Source organism: Betaproteobacteria bacterium (genome assembly GCA_016720925.1).
In the GTDB taxonomy this organism is placed as follows: domain Bacteria; phylum Pseudomonadota; class Gammaproteobacteria; order Burkholderiales; family Usitatibacteraceae; genus UKL13-2.
Genome location: JADKJR010000036.1, coordinates 43,443 through 65,826, shown reverse-complemented (window position 1 = coordinate 65,826; position 22,384 = coordinate 43,443). Strand labels below are relative to the sequence as shown.

The 22,384-nt window shown below is 57.9% G+C and carries 16 protein-coding genes and 2 pseudogenes; 13 read left to right on the top strand and 5 right to left on the bottom strand.

Annotated elements, in window-relative coordinates:
* Positions 1-8 precede the first annotated feature (8 nt).
* The 3 genes and pseudogenes from IPP88_23130 to IPP88_23120 form a co-directional block, all read right to left on the bottom strand.
* A pseudogene (locus IPP88_23130) lies at positions 9-995 on the bottom strand (pyruvate ferredoxin oxidoreductase).
* Positions 996-1,011: 16 nt separating this feature from the next.
* A complete protein-coding gene (gene porA, locus IPP88_23125; GenBank protein MBL0125430.1) occupies positions 1,012-2,265 on the bottom strand; it encodes a pyruvate ferredoxin oxidoreductase in 1,254 nt (417 codons plus the stop codon).
* On the bottom strand, positions 2,258-2,842 hold the full coding sequence (locus IPP88_23120; GenBank protein ID MBL0125429.1) for a 2-oxoacid:acceptor oxidoreductase family protein: 585 nt from the start codon (positions 2,840-2,842) through the stop codon (positions 2,258-2,260). Before IPP88_23120 ends, porA begins: the two co-directional genes overlap by 8 nt.
* 503 nt (positions 2,843-3,345) lie before the next feature.
* On the opposite strand from IPP88_23120, the gene IPP88_23115 reads away from it, so the two are divergent.
* From IPP88_23115 to IPP88_23095, 5 genes and pseudogenes are all read left to right on the top strand, one after another.
* Positions 3,346-4,428 (top strand): PQQ-binding-like beta-propeller repeat protein, encoded by a 1,083-nt coding sequence (locus IPP88_23115; protein MBL0125428.1) that lies wholly within the window; start codon positions 3,346-3,348, stop codon positions 4,426-4,428.
* Positions 4,429-4,608: 180 nt separating this feature from the next.
* Positions 4,609-6,757, top strand: a pseudogene (locus IPP88_23110) (SLC26A/SulP transporter family protein).
* Positions 6,758-6,897: 140 nt separating this feature from the next.
* The gene (locus tag IPP88_23105; protein MBL0125427.1) at positions 6,898-7,998 is read left to right on the top strand and encodes an NAD(P)/FAD-dependent oxidoreductase; all 1,101 of its coding nucleotides are present in this window, start codon (positions 6,898-6,900) and stop codon (positions 7,996-7,998) included.
* A 170-nt stretch (positions 7,999-8,168) separates the two neighbouring features.
* Positions 8,169-8,312 carry a DUF3149 domain-containing protein gene (locus tag IPP88_23100; GenBank protein ID MBL0125426.1) on the top strand — a complete coding sequence of 48 codons (144 nt, stop codon included), beginning with the start codon at positions 8,169-8,171 and terminating at the stop codon, positions 8,310-8,312.
* A gap of 411 nt (positions 8,313-8,723) precedes the next feature.
* The gene (locus IPP88_23095; protein MBL0125425.1) at positions 8,724-10,028 is read left to right on the top strand and encodes a DUF3422 domain-containing protein; all 1,305 of its coding nucleotides are present in this window, start codon (positions 8,724-8,726) and stop codon (positions 10,026-10,028) included.
* A gap of 24 nt (positions 10,029-10,052) precedes the next feature.
* Here IPP88_23095 and IPP88_23090 read toward each other — a convergent pair whose 3' ends face one another.
* Positions 10,053-10,781, bottom strand: coding sequence for a hypothetical protein (locus tag IPP88_23090; GenBank protein MBL0125424.1), 729 nt, complete (start codon positions 10,779-10,781; stop codon positions 10,053-10,055).
* A 316-nt stretch (positions 10,782-11,097) separates the two neighbouring features.
* On the opposite strand from IPP88_23090, the gene IPP88_23085 reads away from it, so the two are divergent.
* A complete protein-coding gene (locus tag IPP88_23085) occupies positions 11,098-13,086 on the top strand; it encodes an OPT/YSL family transporter (protein ID MBL0125423.1) in 1,989 nt (662 codons plus the stop codon).
* 139 nt (positions 13,087-13,225) lie between these two features.
* On the opposite strand, the gene IPP88_23080 is transcribed toward IPP88_23085, so the two are convergent.
* Positions 13,226-14,125, bottom strand: a complete 900-nt coding sequence (locus IPP88_23080) for a LysR family transcriptional regulator (protein ID MBL0125422.1) — start codon at positions 14,123-14,125, stop codon at positions 13,226-13,228.
* A gap of 275 nt (positions 14,126-14,400) precedes the next feature.
* Here IPP88_23080 and IPP88_23075 point away from each other — a divergent pair, with 275 nt between their 5' ends.
* From IPP88_23075 to IPP88_23045, 7 genes are all read left to right on the top strand, one after another.
* Positions 14,401-14,874 carry a CYTH domain-containing protein gene (locus tag IPP88_23075; protein MBL0125421.1) on the top strand — a complete coding sequence of 158 codons (474 nt, stop codon included), beginning with the start codon at positions 14,401-14,403 and terminating at the stop codon, positions 14,872-14,874.
* Positions 14,875-14,887: 13 nt separating this feature from the next.
* Positions 14,888-16,459, top strand: coding sequence for an anion permease (locus tag IPP88_23070; GenBank protein ID MBL0125420.1), 1,572 nt, complete (start codon positions 14,888-14,890; stop codon positions 16,457-16,459).
* The gene (locus IPP88_23065; protein MBL0125419.1) at positions 16,456-17,181 is read left to right on the top strand and encodes a hypothetical protein; all 726 of its coding nucleotides are present in this window, start codon (positions 16,456-16,458) and stop codon (positions 17,179-17,181) included. Before IPP88_23070 ends, IPP88_23065 begins: the two co-directional genes overlap by 4 nt.
* A 70-nt stretch (positions 17,182-17,251) precedes the next feature.
* Positions 17,252-17,890, top strand: coding sequence for a hypothetical protein (locus tag IPP88_23060; GenBank protein ID MBL0125418.1), 639 nt, complete (start codon positions 17,252-17,254; stop codon positions 17,888-17,890).
* Between the two features lie 133 nt (positions 17,891-18,023).
* Positions 18,024-20,231, top strand: coding sequence for an SLC26A/SulP transporter family protein (locus IPP88_23055; GenBank protein ID MBL0125417.1), 2,208 nt, complete (start codon positions 18,024-18,026; stop codon positions 20,229-20,231).
* 156 nt (positions 20,232-20,387) lie between these two features.
* Complete coding sequence (locus IPP88_23050) at positions 20,388-21,365, top strand: hypothetical protein (GenBank protein MBL0125416.1); 978 nt, start codon at positions 20,388-20,390, stop codon at positions 21,363-21,365.
* A gap of 136 nt (positions 21,366-21,501) precedes the next feature.
* Positions 21,502-22,371 carry a hypothetical protein gene (locus IPP88_23045; GenBank protein MBL0125415.1) on the top strand — a complete coding sequence of 290 codons (870 nt, stop codon included), beginning with the start codon at positions 21,502-21,504 and terminating at the stop codon, positions 22,369-22,371.
* Positions 22,372-22,384 lie beyond the last annotated feature (13 nt).

Sequence of the window (22,384 nt, the reverse complement as noted above, 5' to 3'; positions counted from 1 at the left end):
GTTCGCTCCGCTTCGAGCAGTCCGAATTTGCGGATATTGAGGTCGGCCATGGCCTGGATTCTGGCAATCGTCTCCACCGCCAGCTTCTTGCCGAACAGGTGGGCATAACGGCGTTGCAGCCTGAGATATTCTTCCACCGGAACCTGGCGGCGTATTTTCGATACGCCCGTGACCTCGCCGTGTTCCGCCTCGTAAACCGGGAACATGCCGGTTTCCTTGGCCAGCCGCGCGAGCTTGATGGTGTCGTGAGACGCCGCGCCCCAGCCCAGCGGGCAGGGAACGAAAATGTGGATGTATCGCGCGCCCCGAATCGACATCGCTTTGGTGACCTTTTGCTCCAGGTCGCGCAAATCAGCCACGGTCGCGGTGGCGACATAAGGGATTCCGTGCGCCATGGCGATGCGCGGCACGTTCTTGCCCTGGCCGAACACGTTGCCTGGCTCCGGGCCCACCGGCATGGTGGTGGCGGTGCGCGCCGCTGGCGGCGTGGCCGAAGAACGCTGCACGCCGGTGTTCATGTAGGCCTCGTTGTCGTAGCAAATGTAGAGCACGTCATCGTTGCGCTCGAACATACCCGACAGGCAGCCGAAGCCGATGTCGGTGGTGCCGCCATCGCCGCCTTGGGCGATGACGCGCACCTTGTCGCGTCCCTTGACCCGCATCGCGGCGGCGATGCCGGTGGCGACCGCGGCGGTATTACCGAAGAGGGAGTGGATCCACGGAATCTGCCACGACGTTTCCGGGTAAGGCGTGGAGAACACCTCGAGGCAGCCGGTGGCATTGCAGGCGATGACCTGGTTGTTCGCCGCGCGCATCGCCGCGTCGATGGCGTAGCGCGCGCCCAGCGCCTCGCCGCAACCCTGGCAGGCGCGGTGGCCGGAGTTGAGCGAATTGGTGCGGGCCATGTCGGCCTGCACCGAGCGCTGCTCGGGCGCGAGCAGGCGGTTGCCGACGGTGAAGGTGCCGGTCTGGTAGAACTTGATTGGTTGGTCCATGGTGCCGGTTCTCCGATTAGCCAATTTTCGACGCGACCGCGCCGAGTTCGCGCAGGATGTTTTCCGCGATTGGCCCGGTGCGCCGAGTCTGGCGTTCGCGCTCCAGCACGCGATTGACGATGCCGATGTCGAGGTCGAGGAAATGCACGGGCTCGATCTGGTCGTGAATCGCCTGGCGGAACACCCGGTGCAGGCTGGCTTTGGTGATGGCGCGACCGCCAAGGCCCGCGACCACTGTGCTTACCTTGATGGCCAGGCCGTCGATCGCCATGCGTACGTTGGTGGCCACGATGCCGCCGATGCCCACCGCCAGGCTTTTCTCCAGCACCACGATGCGCTGTGTGCCCTTCACCGCTTCGCGTATGGCGGCGAGCGGGAAGGGGCGGAACGAGGTGATGCCCAGCACACCAACCTTGAGGCCTTCGCTGCGCATTTCATCCACGGTGTCCTTGATCGTGCCCAGCACCGAGCCTAGCGCGATCACGACGGTATCCGCGCCCTCCATGCGGTAAGGGCGTATGAGCCCGCCCGCTTCCTGGCCGAAGATCTGTTTGTACTCGGCGGAGATGCGCGGGATCAGTTCCAGCGCCTGCAGTTGCTTGGCATGGGCCAGATAGCGCACTTCCGAGAATGCCTCCGGACCGACCATGGCGCCGATCGATACCGGGTCGTCGGGATCGAGCGACTGTCGCGGCACGTAGGGCGGCAGGAACGCGTCCACCTGTTCCTGCGTTGGCATGTCCACGCGCTCGTAGGCGTGGGTGAGGATGAAGCCGTCCATGCATACCATCACAGGCAGGGACAATTCCTCCGCCAGCTTGAACGCCTGGATATGCAGGTCCAGCGCCTCCTGGTTGGTCTCGGCGAAAATCTGGATCCAGCCGCAATCGCGCTGACTCATCGAGTCTGTGTGATCGTTCCAGATATTGATCGGCGCGCCGATCGCGCGGTTGGCCACGGTCATGACAATGGGCAGGCCAAGGCCGGAAGCGTTGTATACGGCTTCCGCCATAAACAGCAGTCCCTGGCTGGCGGTGGCCGTGTAGGTGCGGGCGCCCGCTGCAGACGAGCCGATTGCGACCGACATCGCCGCGAATTCGGATTCGACGTTGATGAACTCGCAGTTCTTCACGTCACCGGATTTCACCATCTCGCCCAGGCCTTCGACGATATGCGTCTGCGGCGAAATCGGATAGGCGCAGATCACTTCGGGCCGGCACAGGGCCACCGCCTCGGCCACGGCATGAGAACCCTCGCACTGCTTAAGCATGGCTGGCCTCTTTCGTTTTTTCTTTCACGCTGTTGTAGGCTTCGGTGGCTGCGGCGATGTTGCCCTCGGCGATTTTGCCGCTGAATTTGTCCTTGATCGCGGACACGACGGACGCCAGGGAAATCAGGCCGGAGGCCGCGGCGAAACCGCCCAACAGCGGCACGTTGGGCACGGCGCGGCCCACGTGCTTGAGCGAGAGTTCGGTCGCCGGCAGGCTCACCAGGCGGTCGCATCGCATGTCTTTCACGAATTCGCCCAGGCCCAGTTCCGCGAACGTCTTGTGGGTATTGATCAGGATGTAGCCTTCGGCCCGCTTCAGGCCGGCCAGCACGTCGACTTGGTGCAGCAGCGTCGGATCCTGGATGATCAGTGCATCGGGCTGCATGATCGGTTCGCGCAGCCGTATCTCCTTATCGTCGATGCGGCAGAAAGCCACCACCGGCGCGCCGGTGCGCTCGGACCCGAAACTGGGAAATGCCTGCGAGTACCGGCCCTCAATGAAAGCCGCGACTGAGAGCATCTCGGCAGCCGTTACCACCCCTTGGCCGCCGCGACCGTGAATTCTTACCTGGAACATCATTTTTGCCCTGTCGTCAGGAAGTTGACCGGCCTGAAGTCAGGGCCGGGGATGCATGAAATGAACATGATATCGATCAAATGTCGTCGATTCAAATCATTCCGGTTTTTGATGGAGATCAAACCTGTACTTTCATCGCCCACGAAATGTACGGCAAACCTGACGGTCGGATTTGATCTCAATCAAGACAGTCAGCGATAAAGCACCTAGAGTTAAGCGGGTATTGCCGCGCGGGCAGCGCGACGATGGGATATCGTGCCGCGCAATCGTTGTTCAGAAGCGGCGTCAACAGCATGATCATTTAATGAGGGCTTCAAACAATGAATTGCCGATGTAATCTCCAGCTTCAGCCAGCACATGTGCTTGCAATCTCATCTAGCGCGAAGGTCACACTGCACGCACTATTCGTTGCGGCATGCCTGTGCGTGTACGTACCATCCCATGCGGCGGCCTCCACCGATGCGCCCGACATGACTGCAAACACAAGTGCACCCAAAGCGCCCATGGCTGCCAAGGCCCCAACCGCTGCCAAGAAGGCTTCCCCCGGCGTGGAAGTCGTCGTCACGCCCGAAATGACGGGGGCTGGCATGGTCTCCAGCGGTGTCAAGCTACCCCCGATTCCGCCCGTTACCGGCGATCGGAAAAACCCTGTTGCTTCTTGGGGCAAGCCCCTGCCCTATCCGATTGTCATCGCCGACCGGCGTAATAATCGACTGATTGAAATTGCGCCGGACAAACGCATCATCTGGGAATTTCCGTCACCCAACCTCAAACTCTACCGTGGCAACGAGGACGTCAATTTTTCTCACGACGGAAAATTGCTGGCCGTCAGTGAGGAAGACAATTACGACGTTCATATTGTCGACTACGAAAAGCGCGAAGTCACTTGGACCTATGGTGTACCTGACGTGCGCGGCAGCAAGGACGGACTGCTGAATTATCCGGACGACGCGCACCTTCTCGCCGACGGCAAGTTTCTGACTGCCGACATTCGCAATTGCCGCGTTCTGATCATCGACCCGAAGGAAAGCAAGATCGCGACGCAGTGGGGAACACCCGGCAAGTGCCGGCATAACCCGCCGCATGAACTGGGCCATCCCAATGGCGCCACTCCATTGGAGAATGGCGACATCCTCGTCACCGAGATCAGTGAAGCCTGGATCTCCCGTATCACCCGCGAAGGCAAAGTGCTTTGGAGCGCGCGCGCGCCGAACATTCGCTACCCTTCCGATGCGTTTCCGACTGTCGATGGCAAGCAAGTGATCGTGGCGGACTTCTGGAAGCCCGGCCGCGTGGTGATCTTCGACCCAGCCACCCGCAAGATTACATGGGAGTATTTCTTTGCCGATGGCGAGAAGGCGCTCGATCATCCGTCGCTCGCTCGCGAACTTCCCGATACGGGTGACATTCTCATTGCCGATGATTTGCGGGATCGCGTCATCGTCGTCGACCGCAAGACCAAGGAAATCATCTGGCAATACGGCGTAACCGGCAAAAAGGGGCATGCGCCCGGATACCTGAACTATCCCGACGGATTTGATATCGACCTGTACCGCGATTGGAAGAAAGCGCTGGCCGGCAAATAGCCGCGCAAAGCCGCACCAAACAATCGATTCCTCGCGACTCCAACGCGGGACAGGGGCACGCGTGACCGGGGTAAGTTGGCTATGATGTAAGCAGTCGTGCATTCTCCACGACCACACATTGCGATGGCTGACGCATCAAACAATAACCTGGCGGGGGATTTCTGGGGCGGCATGGCGGCGATGCTGGTGGCGCTGCCCGCCGCCATTGCGTTTGGCGTAACAATCTATGCCACCCTCGGCGGTTCGTATGCGGCCTATGGCGCCCTGGCGGGGATCCTTGGTGCGACCGCGTTGGGCCTCGTCGCTTCACTGCTTGGCGGAACCAACCGCCTCATTACCGCCCCCTGTGCTCCTGCCGCGGCTGTCCTCTCGGCATTCGCGATCGAGCAGATCCAGCGTGGCATGCCGGTCGACACAGTAATGCTGCTGTTGACAGTGTTGGGCCTGTCGGCGGGATTACTGCAGCTAATCTTCGGTTTGGTCGGGCTGGGCCGGCTGATCAAGTACATGCCCTATCCCGTGGTCAGCGGCTACCTATCGGCTGTGGGCCTCATCATCATCGGCAGCCAGTTGCCGAAGCTCCTGGGTACACCCGCAGGCACATCGCTATGGCGGTCGCTGACCACGCCCGCGATTTGGCAATGGCAGGGCATTGCCGTCGGTGGTGTCACGGCGTTGATCATGTTGCTGGCCGCGCGCTTGACCAAGCTGGTGCCGGCGGCGATTCTTGCGCTACTCGGCGGTGTGCTCACTTACTTTTGTCTCTCGATGTTTGATGTTGCCCTGCTAAGTCTTGCGGGCAATACGCTGGTGGTCGGGCCTTTGACCGGAGGAGACGGAAGCCACGGCATCGTCGATGGATTTCTGACCCGCTGGCATGGCATGAGCCAGTTCAGCCTCGAGCAACTTGGCCACATGATCATGCCCGCGCTGACGCTGGCGGTCCTGCTCTCGATCGACACGCTGAAGACTTGCGTCGTACTCGATGCGCTCACGCACAGCAGGCATGATTCCAACCGCGAATTGATTGGGCAAGGTCTGGGAAATATTGCCTCGGGTTTGATCGGCGGCTTGCCCGGCGCCGGCACCATGGGCGCCACGCTGGTGAACATGTCCGGCGGTGCCAAAACAAAAGTCTCGGGACTGATCGAGGGCATCCTCGCGCTACTCGCATTTCTCATTCTCGGCAGCTTGATCGCGTGGGTGCCGGTCGCCGCATTGGCGGCGATCCTGACTGTGATTGGCGTACGCATGATCGATCGCACCAGCTTTCATTTCCTGAAGTCGCGCACAACCATTTTCGATTTTGCCGTGATTGCCGCCGTGGTCGGTGTCGCCCTCACCATCAGCCTGATCGCGGCGTCGGCCACGGGAATTGCGCTTGCCATCCTGCTGTTCATCCGCGAACAGATCGGCGGCAGCGTGGTAAGGCGCAAGAGCTACGGCAACCAGACGTTTTCGAAGCGGGTACGCCTCCACGACGAAATGGAGATTCTGGAACAGCGTGGTGATGCAGCGGTGATCTTCGAATTGCAAGGCAGCCTGTTTTTCGGTACCACCGATCAGCTCTATTCCGCCCTTGAAGCCGAGTTGAAGTCGCGCACCTACGTCATCCTTGATATGCGCCGCGTTCAATCGGTGGATGTGACGGCCGCCCACATGCTCGAACAAGTCAGGGACATGCTGGCAGAGCACCATGGATTCCTGATTTTCAGCCGGTTGCCCAGCAAACTGCCCAGCGGCCAGGACATGCAGCAATACTTCGACACGGTGGGCCTGGTTCACCCCGAAAGCGAGGTCAAGATATTCGGCGACCTCGACGAAGCGGTCGAATGGGTTGAGGACCGCATCATCGGTGCAAGCGACACTGCCGCGCGAAGACGAAAAGCCCCTGGACCTGCATGAGATCGAGCTATTCAAAGGGCGCAAAGAGGAAACCATGGTGGCGCTCGATGCCTGCATGGAGAAGCGCCGCGTCAAGATGGGCGAGAAAATCTTTGCGCTTGGCGATACCGGCGATGAACTGTTTTTGATTCGCTCAGGTGCAGCGCGCATCATGCTACCTCTCAATGACCGTCAGAGCATTCACCTTAGCACTTTCGGACGGGGCGACTTCTTTGGCGAAATGGCATTCCTTGACGGTGCGGCACGCTCGGCCGACGCCATCGCTTTTAGCGATGTCGAGCTTTTTGTCCTTTCCCGCAAGAATTTCGATACGCTCGCGTTTGAACATAAGATGGTGGCTATCAAGTTGCTTGAAGGCCTCGCCAGCGTGCTGACCGCCCGATTGCGCTATGCCAATGCCGAGATGCGCGCCATGGAACTCTAATTTCTAGCACTGGCGCGGTGTTTCAGGCGTTTTCGGCTTGATAACCGCACCAGTGCTAGACTTTGCCCGGCGTGATCGTGAGAAACCACACTTCAAACAAACACGGCAATTTTCCGGGCTAGTGAAGGATTTCTGAATTCATGGATCACGTAGACATAGTCGTTATTGGCGCGGGCGTAGTCGGACTTGCGTGTGCAAGGGCGCTCGCGCTGGCGGGACGCGAAGTGGTGTTGCTTGAATCCGAACCGGCATTCGGCACCGGCGTCAGTTCACGCAACAGCGAGGTCATTCACGCGGGCTTGTACTATCCGAATGGGTCACTGAAAGCGCGTCATTGCGTCGCCGGCAGACAATTGCTTTACCAATACTGCGTTGAGCGCGCGATACCGTTTCGTCGCTGCGGCAAACTGCTGGTGGCCACGGACGATGCGCAAATTGCGCAAATCGGAAAGCTGCTGAAAAATGCCGCCGGCAACGGCGTCGATGACCTGCAATTGATTTCTGCCGCCGATGCAATGGCCCTTGAACCCGCGTTAAATTGCCTGGCCGCCCTGCTTAGCCCGAGTTCCGGCATCATCGACAGTCACACCTTCATGCTGTCATTGCTCGGCGACCTTGAAAACGCGGGCGGAACCGTGGTGTTCAATACGCCGGTCATCGGCGGGCGCATCGAGGATGACGGGGTCGTCGTGATGGCGAAAGGCGCCGACCCGCTCAAGGCGCGACTGGTCGTCAATTGCGCGGCGCTGGGCGCGCAGGCCGTCGCCAACGCACTCGAGGGTTTTCCGAAAGAACACATTCCTGTGCTGCGTTACGCGCGAGGTGTGTATTTCACGATCTCGGGCCGGGCACCGTTTAGTCATCTGATCTATCCACTGCCTGAGGCCGCCGGTCTCGGCGTTCACCTGACGCTCGATCTCGGTGGTCAGGCCAAGTTCGGTCCCGACGTGGAATGGATCGATAAACCTTCCTTCGATGTGGATGCAACGCGCGCGAAAGCGTTCTACGGCGAAATCAGAAAATACTGGCCCGGCATCGACCATCACGAATTGCAACCCGCCTATGCCGGCATTCGGCCCAAGATTCACGGCCCGACGGAACCTGCGGCAGATTTTCATATAGCCGGGCGCGAAAGCCATGGCGTTCCAGGGGTGATAAATCTTTTTGGCATCGAATCACCAGGCCTGACCGCATCGTTGTCCATTGCGGAACACGTGGCAGATATGGCTGCCAATCATTGATCCGGAATGATTCGCGGCTTGCAGTTCGCGCAGAGGTCGACTTCAAAGCCTGCACTTCTTAAACAAGAAGTGTTGACGCAGATCAGAGCAAAGGAAATTCCGCCGCATATTATTTGCGCGAAGGGTTTCGGCTTTGCAAACCTTTCCAGACCTTTGCGAGGATTGCCACCATGAAGCTGCTTGCTGATCTTTTTTCCACCGACTACGGCCTGATGAGCGCGGGCGTTATCGCTTTCATTCTGTGTATGGCGGTTTGGTTTGGCGTTTACTTCAAACGCAAGATGGATGAGGACGCCAAGGCGGCGGGACGGTAACATTCAAGTTTGAATTTTCGGCTCCTGCCTTCGAGCAGGGCTGCCCACGGCACGCTATCCGTCGAAAACCGGATCGCGTGACGTCAGCGTCGTCGGGAACGCCACGCGCAGACCGCCGCATGGCCGCTATTTATTCGATGAATTGAGAATATCGAGCCGGTAGTATCGACGCACAACACAAATCTTCCGCTCGATTGCTGGCGCCGAAACATCGCAAACTTGCCAGCCAATCGGCGGCTGTCATGCACAAGACACGCGCAACACGCAAAATGTTGGGTACTGCAATTCCATTTGGGTTTGCTGGCGCCAGGCCACGCTAGGTGAGTTGCCTCGCATTTGAAAGGCTCTCTGGCAAAAACGCAGTTATCAATGTGCCAAATTCACGCGCACGCACCACTAGGATACGAAAATATGCGACTGCCTCCAAACCATCCGCAACGGTATTTGCTGAGCAACGAAATCCATGCGCGCCCGCCACAGGAGATCTCCGCGCCGGAACGGCTGTCTTACATCGCGATCAACTACGATGCAGATGCGGCCAATGTTGCTGAAGCGGCAATCGATGATCTTTTGCGCCTATGCGTAATCTGGGGCGTGCCCTCTCCCACCGCCGAGGAGACCCATTTCATTGCGGAGAATTCCAATCTGCGCCTTAAATGGGAACGGCACACCGAATTTGTCACGTATACGTTTTCGCACAAGGGCGAATTTGAGCGGCCCTTTGAGCACCCGGTGATTGCGCTTGTCAACGAAGAATGGCTCGCCACGCTATCGGGCAAACTGGTGGTGGCCATTCACCTCGCCGTCCAGCAGAATCACGTCTTCATCCCCGATCTGAAGGATGTGGTCCGTGAGTTTGGTGACAGCTATCTGGTTGGCGCGAAGGTGGCGGGCGGCAATGGCATCGTACTGACCGATCTGCGGATTCACGCGGATGAGTTCAGTCGTATGCTGATCATGGATCTGAAACTCGGCAAGCGCCAAGGTGGCCGGACCGCACAGCGCCTGCTGGAAATTGAAACATACCGGATCATGGCGTTGATGGGACTGCCGGTGGCGTGGCGCACGGCGGCAATGCTTCGCAGCGCTGAGAGGGAATTAGCCGAAATTACCTCCCTCATGGCGCAGGACACCACCCACGACGAACCCGCATTGCTGGTGCGGCTGACGCGTCTCGCCGCGACGGTGGAAAGCGAGGTGGCCGCGAACAGCTTTCGTTTTGGTGCCTCGCGTGCCTACTACGAACTCACCAGGCGCCGCATCGCGGAACTGCGCGAAGAGCGACTCACCGGCCTGCAGACGATTGAAGAATTCATGGACCGGCGGCTCGCGCCAGCGATGGCCACGTGTGGCTCGGTGGAGAAACGCCTGCTGGATTTGTCCGAACGCGTCGCGCGCGCCAGCGACCTGCTGCGCACCCGCGTGGACATCGAACGTGAGCAACAGAACCAGGCCTTGCTCGCTTCCATGAACCATCGCGCCAGAATGCAATTGCGATTGCAGCAGACCGTCGAAGGGCTCTCGATTGCCGCAATTACCTACTACGTCGTTGGACTCGTTGGCTACGCCGCGAAAGCACTCAAGGAAGCCGGCGCGCCGTTATCGGTGGAACTGGTGACCGGTGCGTCGATACCGTTTGTGGTGCTGGCCATATGGCTCGTGGTACGGCGCGTGCGCAAGCACCTTGGCGTGGAGCCGGAAGCTGTGGTGTCGTGAAGTTGTAGCGGGCTACCCGCGCGACTATTGGGTCGTCGGGCCGTGATAGGTCGGAATGGACAGAAAAGATATCCGCGTGCCGCCATTGGCCGAACCGCTGACGGGCGCCGCGATGCCATTCGCAGTACTGGTCTTTCGCGAACGCGCCAGAAGATCCTCGTTTTCCAGTTCGGTTTTCAAGCGGCGACCAATATTGTGATGCTGCCTCCTTGAAAAATAAAACACACCGAAAATGAAGATTATTGCCGCGCTGCCTCCCAGCCAGTTCACTCCGTCCCGCATGAAGAAGATGTAGATGACTGGCGGCACCGAGGCAGGAATGGCAAACGCCATCTGCGCCCATTTCACGGGAGAGTAGACGGCGATCGATCCAGCCACATAGGACGCGAGAATCAATATCGTGAACAACTCACGATAATTGTGATCGGCGGGGAATAGCACCGTCCCGAGTATGGCCCACTGCATGCCCGCAAGAATGTTGCCCGCAATCATCAACTGCGCCCATTTCCCGGGGTCCGTCACCGGTTTTGTCTGCTGACGATAAACAAGCACGACGACGGTGCGAAAGAACATGATCAGGGTCGCAAACAGAAACCAGAACAGTCCCTTCGCCAACGCACCGGTATCGTGGAACACAACGACGGTCGCAATAGCGCCGATGAAGGAAAACGCCACCGCTGCCGGGGCGAAAAAAAACAATTCTTCCACCTGTTTGGTGAGTAGCCGCCGATCGAAATCCGAAATTTTGTTCACGTTCCTGATGATCCCTGAGGTGTGCACGGATACCGCCCACTTATCAACCGTATGTGAACTTGCGGCTCTTTTGTGGCTTATGTCCGGGGACTTTACATCTGCTGACAGGCAAATAATGTGAACAATTTCACTTTTTTGCCCGCACGCCTAAAAGAAATAAAAGGCCCTGCGGTATAGTGCGGGCTTGGTGCGGGTTTGGCGCCCGCCCGGCGCGGCACAAGCTGGTCTTGGCGCGGCATCAAATCGATTCATTGTTCGTTGGTCAACTGGCAGCCGACGCAGAAACGGCGCCACATTTCAGTTTCGTGGAGGATGCATGGCAATACAACACCTGACCGACGAGCAAATCAGAGACTGGTCACGCGTACAAAAGGACGAATGGTGGCTGAAAAACGTCTTTCGTGGCGACATGCCGCAGCTCACGCTCCGGTCGGGACTTACGGGCTTCCTGCTGGGCGGAGTGCTCTCGGCAACGGCGCTTTATATCGTCGGCAAGACCGGCATCACCATTGGTGTCGGGCTGACATCCGTGATTCTCTCCTTTGCAATTTTCCGCATTCTGCATGGCGCCGGGTTGGCGGCCGACTACACCATCCTCGAAAACAACTGCACCCAGTCAATTGCCACGGCAGCGGGATACATGGTCTCGCCGCTGGGCGCCGCGCTGGCCGCATACATGCTTGTGACCGGGCACATTCCGGAATGGTGGCAGATGATGACCTGGATGGTGGTTTGCTCGATTCTGGGCGTGCTGATTGCGTTCCCGATGAAACGGCGTTTCATCAATGAGGATCAGTTACCTTTCCCGGAGGGTCGCGCCTGCGGTGTGGTGCTCGATGCGCTCTATACCGGTTCGGCCAGCTCCGGCATGTACAAGGCGCGGTTGCTCGGCTGGACCGCTGCGCTCACTGGCCTGTACCAGATGATCATCAGCGATGGCTGGATGAAGCTTCTGCAATTCAAGATCCTCATGATGGACCGGTGGGCGGGAATGAAGGAACCATGGAACCTGCATGAGCGCCTGGACAGCTATTACTACACCGCCGCCGCAAAATTGAATCTATGGATTCCAACGATTCTCGGTACCGATATCCGGCAACTCGGATTGCGCCTCACGCTGGACGCGGCAATGATCGGCGTCGGTGGACTGATGGGAATCATGGTCGCCACCAGCGTGATGCTGGGCGCCTTTATCAATTTTGTCATTCTCGCCCCGATCATCATCCAGCACGGCGAGATCGCCGCGCGCGTGTTGCCCAGTGGTGCGGTGGTCGCCATTTCGCGCGCCGAGATCGTCAACCAGTGGGCGCTGTGGTGGGGCGTGACGATGATGGTGGTGGGATCGCTCGTGAGCTTGCTCGCGAGGCCGGAAATTTTTATCAACGCCTTCAAGTCACTGCGCGGAAAAAAAGGCGCGACGCCTGCCGGGTCGGACGTGCTGGGAGACATAGAAGTCCCACTTTGGGTCTCGTTTGTCGGCGTGCCCATCTTCAGCGTGCTTGGCGCTTGGGTAACTCATGCGTTTTTCGGCGTGCCATGGCTGCTCGCCTTTATCTCGCTCCCGCTGATTTTTGTACTGACCATCATCTGCACCAACTCGATGGCGCTGACGTCATGGACGCCCACCGGATCACTGGCGAAAATAACGCAGTTCACCATGGGCGCGATCGACCGCACCAATCCTGCCAGTAACCTGATCCCCGCCGGCATGACGGGCGAGATCGCCTCAAACGCCGCCAACCTGCTTTCCGATATCAAGCCCGGCTACATGCTCGGCGGCAAGCCACGCCATCAGGTTATTGGCCACGTCATCGGAATTTTTGCCGGCGCCATGGCGGCCGTACCGTTGTTCTTCCTGCTGTTCCTGCCACCTGATGCCTCCGGTGTTCGCTCGACGGCGACCATAGTTTCGGAACAATTCGCGATGCCGGCAGCCTTGCAATGGAAGGGGGTCTCGGAAATCATTGCCAAAGGAATCAGCAGTCTCCCCGCGTCGGCGATCGTTTCCATGATTGTTGCCGCCGTGGCCGCCGTGGTAATAGAAGTTGCGCGCATCGTCACCAAGGGCCGCTTCCCGCTGTCAGCCGTATCGGTCGGGCTGGGTGTGGTCCTGCCTCCCGAGGCTTCATTCATGATGTGGGTGGGCGCACTGCTGTTCTGGTGGATGGGCCGGAAGCACAAGGCACCGGGAACCAAAGGACATGACTTCTGGGTGGAAGGATGCGAGCCCATCTGCGCGGGCCTCATCTCCGGCGCTGCACTGGTCGGTATCGGCAATGCGATCGTAAATGTGCTGCTGAATTGAAGCGTTCTGGACGCACTAATTTTATTGGTATCCAAAGTCGGTAACCAGGTTGGGAGGGCGTAGCTCCAATACCCAGGAGAAAAGGGGCGGCATGTCCCTTTTTTGTTTCAATCCCTGCGCTGCCCGGAATCCGCCGTCGCTACGGTAGAGTTTTCATGTACTTCTGAATGAACTGGATAAACGCCGTCGTCACCCTGGAAAAAGATTTCCCGTGGTGCCAGCACAATGCCAGTTGGCGCTCCAGTTTGACGCCGGAGACACGCAAACATTTCAGGCGACCGTCTTCCAGTTCTCTCAGCACGGCATAGCGCGAAACGATCGATGCGCCCATTCCGGCCTCGACCGCCCGCTTTACGGCGCCTACGTTGCCAAGTTCCAGCACGGAATGCAGAGTGATTTTCTCGGCATGGAGTTGTTCGAGAATACTCTCTGAACTCGCGGAGTCCTTGGCCGGAAGTACAAAGGGTGTTTCTGCCAACTCGGCGCGGGTAATGCTACCGGCTCCGGCAAGCGGATGATTGCCCGGTACGATGACGATGAGTTCATCGCGATGAATTGGTTTGACGGCGATCCGTTCATCCGTGACCGGTGCGCCCTCGCCGATGATCCCCAGATCGAGTTCGTTGCGCAGGATCATGTCAATGATCTGGCGCGCCGGGTCAACCCGAACGACCAACTCAACCCGCGGATACTTGTCCTTGAAGCGGGCGAGAATTTCGGGCAACAAATATACGCCAACGACAAGACTCGCACCGATATGCAAACTGCCCGCATTCAGTTCGCCCAAGTCTTCCAACTCCCTTTGCATTCGCCCGATGCGAATGCGAATGTCTTCCGCACAGGAAAGCGCCACGCGGCCGGATTCGGTCAAAGCGATTTTCTTTCCCATGCGCTCGAATAACTTGACCTTGAGCGCATTCTCCAGGGCGACGATCTGCGCGCTGACGGCGGGTTGAGTCAAATGCAATTCTTCGGCGGCGCGCGAAAAACTGTTGAGGCGCGCAACAGCCTGAAACGTCCGCAGTTGGGAAAGCGTCATCATCCTGTTTTATTTTGAAAAAGTAAGTGTCTGCTTAACGGCTTGTTATAAGGAAAACATTATATAAGCGATTCCGAGGATTGATTGGACGGTAACTGGTGACGTGCCTAGAATGAATTCGTCACACAAGCAATCGGCGACACTTTGAGTCGATCTGCCCCCCCGTTCGTTGAAGGCATTGCGTGACACAAGTTAACCGTGGGTCAGCATAACGCTGAACGTCTCAACCGAATGTTCCACAGGAAGGCGGAGTCGTGTCGGCCAAAGGAGCGGAAATGGCGAAGGAAATTGAACGCAAGTTTTTGGTCGACCAAACATCCTGGAAACCTCATGACGCAGGAATTCACTTCAAACAAGGCTATCTCAATGCGCAGAAAGAGCGGGTTGTACGCGTACGCATTGAAGGCAACCAGGCGAAACTGACCATCAAGGGTGTCACCACCGGCGTCACCCGATCCGAATTCGAGTACGCTATCCCGGTGGAGGATGCGGCGATCCTGCTCGACAATCTTTGCGAGCAACCGCTTATTGACAAACATCGCCACAAGGAAACTCATGGTGGCAAGGCGTGGGAAATCGACGTCTTTCACGGATTGAATGAGGGACTGGTCGTCGCCGAGATCGAGTTGACATCCGAAGACGAGAAGTTTGACTTGCCGACATGGGCCGTCAAGGAAGTTTCCAGCGATGCCCGCTATTTCAATTCCAATCTTTTGAAAAATCCGTTTACCGCCTGGGAAAAACACTAAGCCGGCATCATCCATGTCCGAAAGCCCCGCCTCTCCGTCGCGTGCCCAGAACCAGAAGCTGATGGAGCTTCTGGGGATGGACAAGATGACCTTGTCATCCAAGACGAGGGCCGCGCAGAGCACTTCGGAGCGCTGGATGCGCTACCTCGGGTTTCCCGGGGGCATTCTGCTGTTCTTACTCATTTTGTATTTGCCTGCCGGGGCGGGGTTAAGCGCCTCGGCGCAGGCCGGCGCGGCCTGTTTCGCCCTCGCGCTGGTGTGGTGGGTAACCGAACCTTTCCCCACCTACGTGACGTCGCTGGTGCTGATGTTTTTGCTGCTGGTGACACGCACGTCCGACGCCAAGTCCATCATGTATGTGCTGGGAATGGAAGTGATCTGGCTGAACCTGCTGGCCTTCATCTTGAGCTCCATGCTCGTGAAGGTACGGCTTGCCAAGAGGATGGCGCTGTGGTTGATTCTCAGATTCGGTCGCAAAGCCTCTTGGGCACTACTGGCGTTCGTGATCCTGCAAATGGTGCTGGCGCCGCTGATTCCGGCCACCGCCGCGCGCGCGGTGATGACGCTTCCGCTGATGATTGTCGTCGCGGCGATCTACGGTGCCACCGAAGAGACCAATAACAATTTCGGCCGCAACCTGTTTCTGCTCAATCTCGTCGGAATATCGGTGCTGTCGTCGATGACCATGACCGGATCATCGGCCAACCTGATTGCAGTCGGTCTGATTGAAACGATGGGCAGCCAGCGCGTGTACTACATGGATTGGGTCCGCGTCGGCGCGCCGATCGCCATCATGACCACCATGATGATGTGGGTCCTCGGCCAGAAACTGCTTTTCCGGATTCCCAAGGCGGAGCAGACACCCCAGCTGGAAGGTGGCCTCGATCTGGTCAAACAGCAGTATGCCGAGATGGGCCCGATGCGCGGCGAGGAGAAGAAGGCGATCGCGATTTTTTCCCTGGTGCTGTTCCTGTGGATGACGGATGCGTTTCATCTCGATTGGTTCGGCGTTGAAATCAGCGCGCCTTTCGCGGCCCTGCTCGGCGCCGTCATTGTACTTTTTCCACGTTACGGGATTCTGCAATGGTCGGAAGCTGACATACCTTGGCATCTATTGATTTTCAGTGCCGGCGCCTATGCGGGCGGGTTAGCGCTCGATGACACCGGCGCGGCGGAATGGGGCGTGCGGATGTTGTTCGGCGGAATGGATCTGAAGGGAGTTCCGTTCGGTATTTCCTACACCGTTGTCATTGCGGTGATGATGTACAGCCACCTGTTGACAACCTCCAAGACCGTTCGCACGCTGATTCTTCTGCCGATCATCATTACACTTGCCAAGGCGCTTGGCTGGGAGCCGATTTCATTCGCATTGCCGGCAGCGCTATGCATCGATTGGGTGGTGGGATTGCCGATCAGCGGCAAACCAAACGTGATCCTGTTTTCGACCAATCAATATTCGGTCGCTGATAACTTCAAGTACGGCGTGCTCACTTGCACGATAGGCGTGGTATTGCTGGTGATTTCCGGCGCAACCTGGTTTCATTGGCTCGGCCTGACGCCTTCTTTCTGGGCGGTTGCGCCATGAGACGCCTGCTCGTATTTCTCATGTTGGTACTTGTCTGCTCCAGTGCCAGCGCCGTCACCACAATCAGGAATTATGTGACGCGCGTCGATGTGGTGACTGATGGCTCGGCCCGTGTAACGGTCAACGTTCAACTGGCTGGCAGCCAACCTGGTCGCATCACCCTGCCAATCGGCTTTGGCGCAATGGATAATTTCCAGATCAAGGACGCGCCGCGTGGCGTTGTGCTGAAGCCGATTCCGGCGAAAGAGCAGTCAATCGTCGAAATTGAACTTCCGGATGCCATCGCTGATGAGGTGAGGCTCAGTTTCTCTTTTGGCGCGCCGGACGTCCTCGGGCGGCCAAAGAGCGCGCCCGGTGAAAGATCCAAGCTGCCGGCTGACACCAGCCTGTTGCGGCACAGTTTCGTGAACACGCAGGAAACACCCATTGGAACCTATCAGGTTGATGTTCGCCTGCCCGACGATGTGAGAGTCCACAAGATCGGTGAGCAACTGCCCAAACTGAGGCGCGCGGAAGTGCTACCGCGTGTTCGGCTCGATCGCGTCGACGGTCATCAGGGCGCGGTTCTTCAACTCACCAATCTCAAACAGGGCGACAGAACATCCATGTCGCTCGACGTCACTACAAACAATCTCTCGCTCACCTGGCTGCTGGTCGGCCTGGTACTTTCAGCGGGCTATCTGTTCGCATTCCGGGATCTGGTGATACCGGGCAAACGCTGAGACAGCGCGGTCCTCGCCAAGCCTCCGACGACGCCAATCAGCTTTATGCCATCTCCAAAGGAGAATTCAAATGCCTGATGTTTTTGCTAAGAACCAGGCCACCTCGGCGACCGAGGCGGCCAAGATCACACCGCGCGCCGAATTTCGCGTTTTCGGTCAGGGAGTGATTGATATCGTCAAGGCGCACATGTGGAACGGCAAGACCGTACTGTTTCAGGCGCGCCGCATGCCGCTGGAAACCTACTTTTTGTCCGTCAATACCAATGACTCAAACGTCAAAGTCCGCGATGGTTTGCTCGACATCAAGACCAAGGTTGGTGAGACACCGGACGGCTACGAAATTTTTCAGCCGCGCGGAAAATTTCAGTTTCCGGTGAAACGAGACGACCTCGCGCAAATCCTGTCTCATCTGAAAGTCAACATCGCACTTGATCAGGAAAGCTATAGCATCGACGCCTTCATCGAGATGGCGCGTAAGCACCCTGAACTGTGCCCGGTGACGGTCGAGAAGATGCGATACGGCTTCACTGTCGACGGCATCATCTGCGAATACGCCCAGGTCTGGTTCAATGGGGCGATGGTGGAAACCGCCTGCGCGGAAAGCGAAAACTACGCGGGCATGAAGCAGGTGGTCGAGGGTCTCGGCATTGCTTCCATGCCGAACACCAACTACCTGAAGGCGGCGAAGCGCGTCGTTGGCCTGAGCTGACTTTCTGACCGAGGCGTCAGGACTTTTTTGCGCGCCTTTGGCGGTCTCAACTGACGTACTACTTTCCTGTCCACGCGTTCTTTTGCATCGCGGGTTCATGGTTAAGGTTTAAGGAATTGGTTTCGTGCAAGTCATGAGTTTGTTTGCCAAGCGGCACTGTGCGCCTGGCGATTTCTGGGGTGGCCTGGCGGCCATGATGGTCGCCTTGCCCGCCGCGATTGCGTTCGGTGTTACGGTCTACGCCGCTATTGGTCCCTCGTACGCCGCCTATGGCGCGCTGGCTGGCATTATCGGCGCCACGGTCATTGGTCTGGTTGCATCATCCCTTGGCGGCACCGACCGGCTGATTAGTGCGCCGTGTGCACCGGCTGCCGCGGTGCTGTCGGCATTTGCGATCGAATTGGTGCGGCAGGGCGACGCCCCTGGCCTGATTATTCTCATGCTTATTTTGGTGGGCGTGCTGGCTGGGTTGATCCAGATGCTGCTCGGACTAGTCGGGATTGGCGGACTGATCAAGTACATTCCCTATCCGGTGGTAAGTGGATATCTGACTGGCGTGGGCTTGATCATTATCGGTAGCCAGATACCAAAATTTGCCGGCGTCACCGATGGCAGCGCCTGGTGGCAAACATTGATTTCACCGGCGATTTGGGATTGGCGTGCGGTCGTCATCGGCACCGCGACCGTCACGGTGGCCATCGGCGCGCGGCGCGTGACACAACGCGTCCCCGGGACTATTTTGGGTATCGTCGCCGGCGTGCTGGCATATTGCGGACTTGCCCTGTATGACCCTGCGCTGCGTGAACTCGCCGGCAATTCCTTAGTCATCGGTCCGTTAAGCGCATCGGGCGAAGGCTATTTCAGTTCGCTCGGAAGCCGCTGGATGGAAATCGGTCAGATGAATCCGGCTCACGTTTTTCGCGCGCTTGGAAGCGCCCTGACGTTGGCCGTGCTGCTGTCAATCGACACACTCAAGACCTGCGTGGTGCTGGATCAATTGACGCGCAGCCGCCACGATTCCAATCGTGAGTTGATCGCGCAGGGGGTGGCGAACGTCGCGGCAAATGCGCTGGGCGGCATTTCTGGTGCAGGCACCATGGGTGCAACGCTGGTCGGGCTGAACAGCGGGGCGTGCTCGCGCGCGACCGGCGTGCTCGAAGGCCTGTTTGCGCTGATCGCTGCACTCATCCTCGCGTCGTTCATCGCGTGGATACCCGTCGCCACCCTTGCGGGCATTCTAGTGGTCATCGGCGTGCGCATGATCGATCGTGAACCCCTGCGTTTTCTGAAATCGCGCGCCATGGTGCTTGACTTTGGCGTGGTGATTGCAGTGGTCGCCGTCGCTCTCACGATCGGACTCATTGCTGCCTCCGCGGTCGGCGTTGCCATGGCGATCATCCTGTTCGTGCGTGAACAGATCAGCGGTATCGTGGTACGCCACAAGATGGAGCTGAAACAGACTTCGTCAAGTTGGCACCGGCCCGAGGCAGAGCTTGCGATCCTCGAACAGAAGGGCGATCAGGCGGTTATTTTCGAGCTGCAAGGCAACCTGTTCTTCGGCAACACCCATCAGCTCTATACCGACCTCGAACATGAGATCGGCAACCGCGGCTACGTAATCATAGACATGAAGCGCGTCCAGTCGATCGACGTGACGGCCGCGCACCTGTTCAACCAGATTCGCGACACGATCCGCGAGCGGGGCGCCAAGCTCGTTCTAAGTGGCATTCGCGAGAATCACCCGACCGGCCGTAATCTGCATGAATTCCTCGGCAAGGCAGGTCTCTGGCATCCACAGAGCAAGACGGTGCGGATATTTCCTGAACTCGATGCGGCCATCGCCTGGGTCGAGGATCGTTTGCTGGGAGAAATCGAATATGCGCCGGATGCCGAGACGCCCATGCGGTTACAGGAGATGGAACTCTTCGCGAACTACAAGGATGAAACCCTGCAGGACCTCGAAGCCAGCATGAAAATTTGCCGCTATCAGGCCGGCGAAACCATCTATGCGCGTGGCACTATCGGCGATGAACTTTACTGGGTGCGGCGCGGCACGGTTCGCCAGGTAGCCTCACTCGACGCCGGCAAGAAAAAGCCAGTCGCCAGTTTCGGACGTGGGGATTTCTTCGGTGGCCTGGCTTTTCTGGACAATCAGCCGCGCCCAAATGACGCCATCGCTCTCACGCCAACCGAAGTCTATGTGCTCTCGCGGGAGCAGTTCAATCAGATTGCCTTGGGACACAAAAAACTAGCCTTCAATCTGGTGCATGCAATGGCGCGCACGCTTGCCATGCGATTGCGCAGGACGGAGCTGAAATTGACGATGTTGCAGGAGTACTAATTCTCAATGGGGCGCGCGACGGCCTTCTCGAATAGTGTCGCACAAAAAAACTCGTGCTTATTGCTCATTGCTTGACACATCGCAATGGACAAAAGTGACGGAAGTCTAAGATCATTTTTTGCAGGTCAATTTGTCTCGTTCAAGTGGAGGTGTCTTATGTTCAAAAGCAAACTTGTAAAGTCGAATGCGCTGTGGGTCGTGCTGGCCGCGACCATGTTCTTTGCTGGAACGGTCATCGCAAAAGAGCCGTCCAAAGCGCTTTACCTGAAGACGATTGAAACGTACCCCGCACCGAAGCTTGAGGATGTGGGCGGTCGGGAGTACAAGTTCCTCATCGATCCGGCGAAAACCAAGCCGGTCATGGCGGAAGCCTTCAAGGATATTTGGGCGCAGGTAAAAACCGCTGCTGCCAAGCGCGGCATGACGGTAACGGAAAAGGAAAAGAATCCGCTGCAGATCGAAATGTCCACCAAGGAATACTTTGACACGCCGAATCAGGCGTTGTGGAACAAAGGATATCTCGTGCGCGTCACGACCCGCTATAAGGACGGCAAGCCCAATTCGCCGGTGAGCGTTACCGTAAAGAGCATCAATGAAGATGCACTGCGCAGCTTGGCAACGCCACTCGCCGTCGTTGGAATCGAGAAGGTAAAGACCGAAGCAGAGGAAAACGTCGGATTCGGTCCGGGCCTTGCACTCATGGGCTTTGTCGAAAAAGGGTCGACCTTTAGCGTACCGCTCGAATCGCTGGGCAAATTCACGCTAGGCGATTTTGGCAAGTACATGCCGGAACTGCTCAAGCTTGGTCTACCCGCTGAAACCGCTCTGCCAGGCACGAAAGCATTCTCGTATCGGATCCGGCCGGGCCAAGTCGTATTGCCTGGCACCGAGCCCTGCGGCGTCTCCATGGAGGCATGGAGCACCGCGGAAGGCGGCGTGCCTTACCTTTACGACTTTTCCTTCGGATATGGCGATCTGGATTTTTATGCCATCGCTGATACCCATAGCGCCGGCGAGCAATTCATGACCAAGGTCGTGCAAGGAGAGCTTTGGGGGCTCGCGGGTACGGGTAGTGAAAAATGGGTGGGCTCCAAGGTGCGCCAGTTGATGAATCGCCCAGTATTGGCCAAGTAGGCGGGGTTTTCCGCACAGCCTTTCAGAGGTTATTCGGACTGCCTGGCGGGATGCCGGTTTGGCCCGGATACCGCAGAGGCTGGTGGGATTACCTAAATGAATTTGGTGTCTGTCTTTTCTGTTCTATAGGAGATGAATGAAAATGAAACATGCCTTCAAGTTTTCCGTCAGCAGCGTCCTGCTGACGCTTGCCGTGCCGGCTTTCGGCGCGCCACCCGTGGATCCGCTGGATCGAAAGTTCGGCGTGCCTTCGCAACCGGCCTACATCAAGCACTACGAAGCAGACAAATCCGGAAAGGTCCTGCTGAATCCTTATCTGCAGGTCGCCTCAAAAGAGTTTCCGGCGATCCTTGACGTGAAGAGCGCTCCTTACAACTGGGTGATTGACGCCGACGGTCGTGTCGCGGTCAATCAGGAAGCAGCGCACCCGCTGGGCCGCACCTATGACAAGGGATTCCATCGCCCGGAAGATAAGTCCGACCGCAAGCCCGGAACGCGCGAAAACTACGGTCACGTTTCCGCGCTGGGTGGCGCAGCAGGCCGGATTAGTGGAGAAATTCTCTACGACAAGGACTCGAATACCTTTACCCTCAACAACAAATCAGGGCGCTATACCAAGCACAATTTTGATCGCACACCTGAACAACTCGTTGAGGCAGCCAAACTGATCCGCGAAGTGGTCGATCCCGGGTCCGCCGCATGGGGTCCCGTATTCTTCCTGCTCGACTATTCCTCGGCGGCAATGAACGAAAAACTGCTCAAGGATCCCAAGCTTGCGTATGACGACCCGAAGAAAAAGAGTCGGCCCCATTTGATCGTCATGCAAGGCGGTCCGGCGCAGGTCTCGGCCGAAAAACCCGTAGCGGTCGCGGCGGCTAAACCAGTGATCGAGAGGCCTGCCGAAGTGGTCGCGCCAAAGGTCGAGAAGCCCGTCGAGGCACCGGTCGCGCCTAAACCAGCGAAGGCGAAAAAACCCAAGGCTGCGCAAAACGATGATCCCTCCTAGGCAAGCACTGACT

Bases quoted from the DNA above. Each gene is read 5' to 3' on its own strand.
- porA (MBL0125430.1), bottom strand. From the start codon at position 2,265: ATGCTTAAGCAGTGCGAGGGTTCTCATGCCGTGGCCGAGGCGGTGGCC.
- IPP88_23120 (MBL0125429.1), bottom strand. From the start codon at position 2,842: ATGTTCCAGGTAAGAATTCACGGTCGCGGCGGCCAAGGGGTGGTAACG.
- IPP88_23115 (MBL0125428.1), top strand. From the start codon at position 3,346: ATGGCTGCCAAGGCCCCAACCGCTGCCAAGAAGGCTTCCCCCGGCGTG.
- IPP88_23105 (MBL0125427.1), top strand. From the start codon at position 6,898: ATGGATCACGTAGACATAGTCGTTATTGGCGCGGGCGTAGTCGGACTT.
- IPP88_23100 (MBL0125426.1), top strand. From the start codon at position 8,169: ATGAAGCTGCTTGCTGATCTTTTTTCCACCGACTACGGCCTGATGAGC.
- IPP88_23095 (MBL0125425.1), top strand. From the start codon at position 8,724: ATGCGACTGCCTCCAAACCATCCGCAACGGTATTTGCTGAGCAACGAA.
- IPP88_23085 (MBL0125423.1), top strand. From the start codon at position 11,098: ATGGCAATACAACACCTGACCGACGAGCAAATCAGAGACTGGTCACGC.
- IPP88_23080 (MBL0125422.1), bottom strand. From the start codon at position 14,125: ATGACGCTTTCCCAACTGCGGACGTTTCAGGCTGTTGCGCGCCTCAAC.
- IPP88_23075 (MBL0125421.1), top strand. From the start codon at position 14,401: ATGGCGAAGGAAATTGAACGCAAGTTTTTGGTCGACCAAACATCCTGG.
- IPP88_23070 (MBL0125420.1), top strand. From the start codon at position 14,888: ATGTCCGAAAGCCCCGCCTCTCCGTCGCGTGCCCAGAACCAGAAGCTG.
- IPP88_23065 (MBL0125419.1), top strand. From the start codon at position 16,456: ATGAGACGCCTGCTCGTATTTCTCATGTTGGTACTTGTCTGCTCCAGT.
- IPP88_23060 (MBL0125418.1), top strand. From the start codon at position 17,252: ATGCCTGATGTTTTTGCTAAGAACCAGGCCACCTCGGCGACCGAGGCG.
- IPP88_23055 (MBL0125417.1), top strand. From the start codon at position 18,024: ATGAGTTTGTTTGCCAAGCGGCACTGTGCGCCTGGCGATTTCTGGGGT.
- IPP88_23050 (MBL0125416.1), top strand. From the start codon at position 20,388: ATGTTCAAAAGCAAACTTGTAAAGTCGAATGCGCTGTGGGTCGTGCTG.
- IPP88_23045 (MBL0125415.1), top strand. From the start codon at position 21,502: ATGAAAATGAAACATGCCTTCAAGTTTTCCGTCAGCAGCGTCCTGCTG.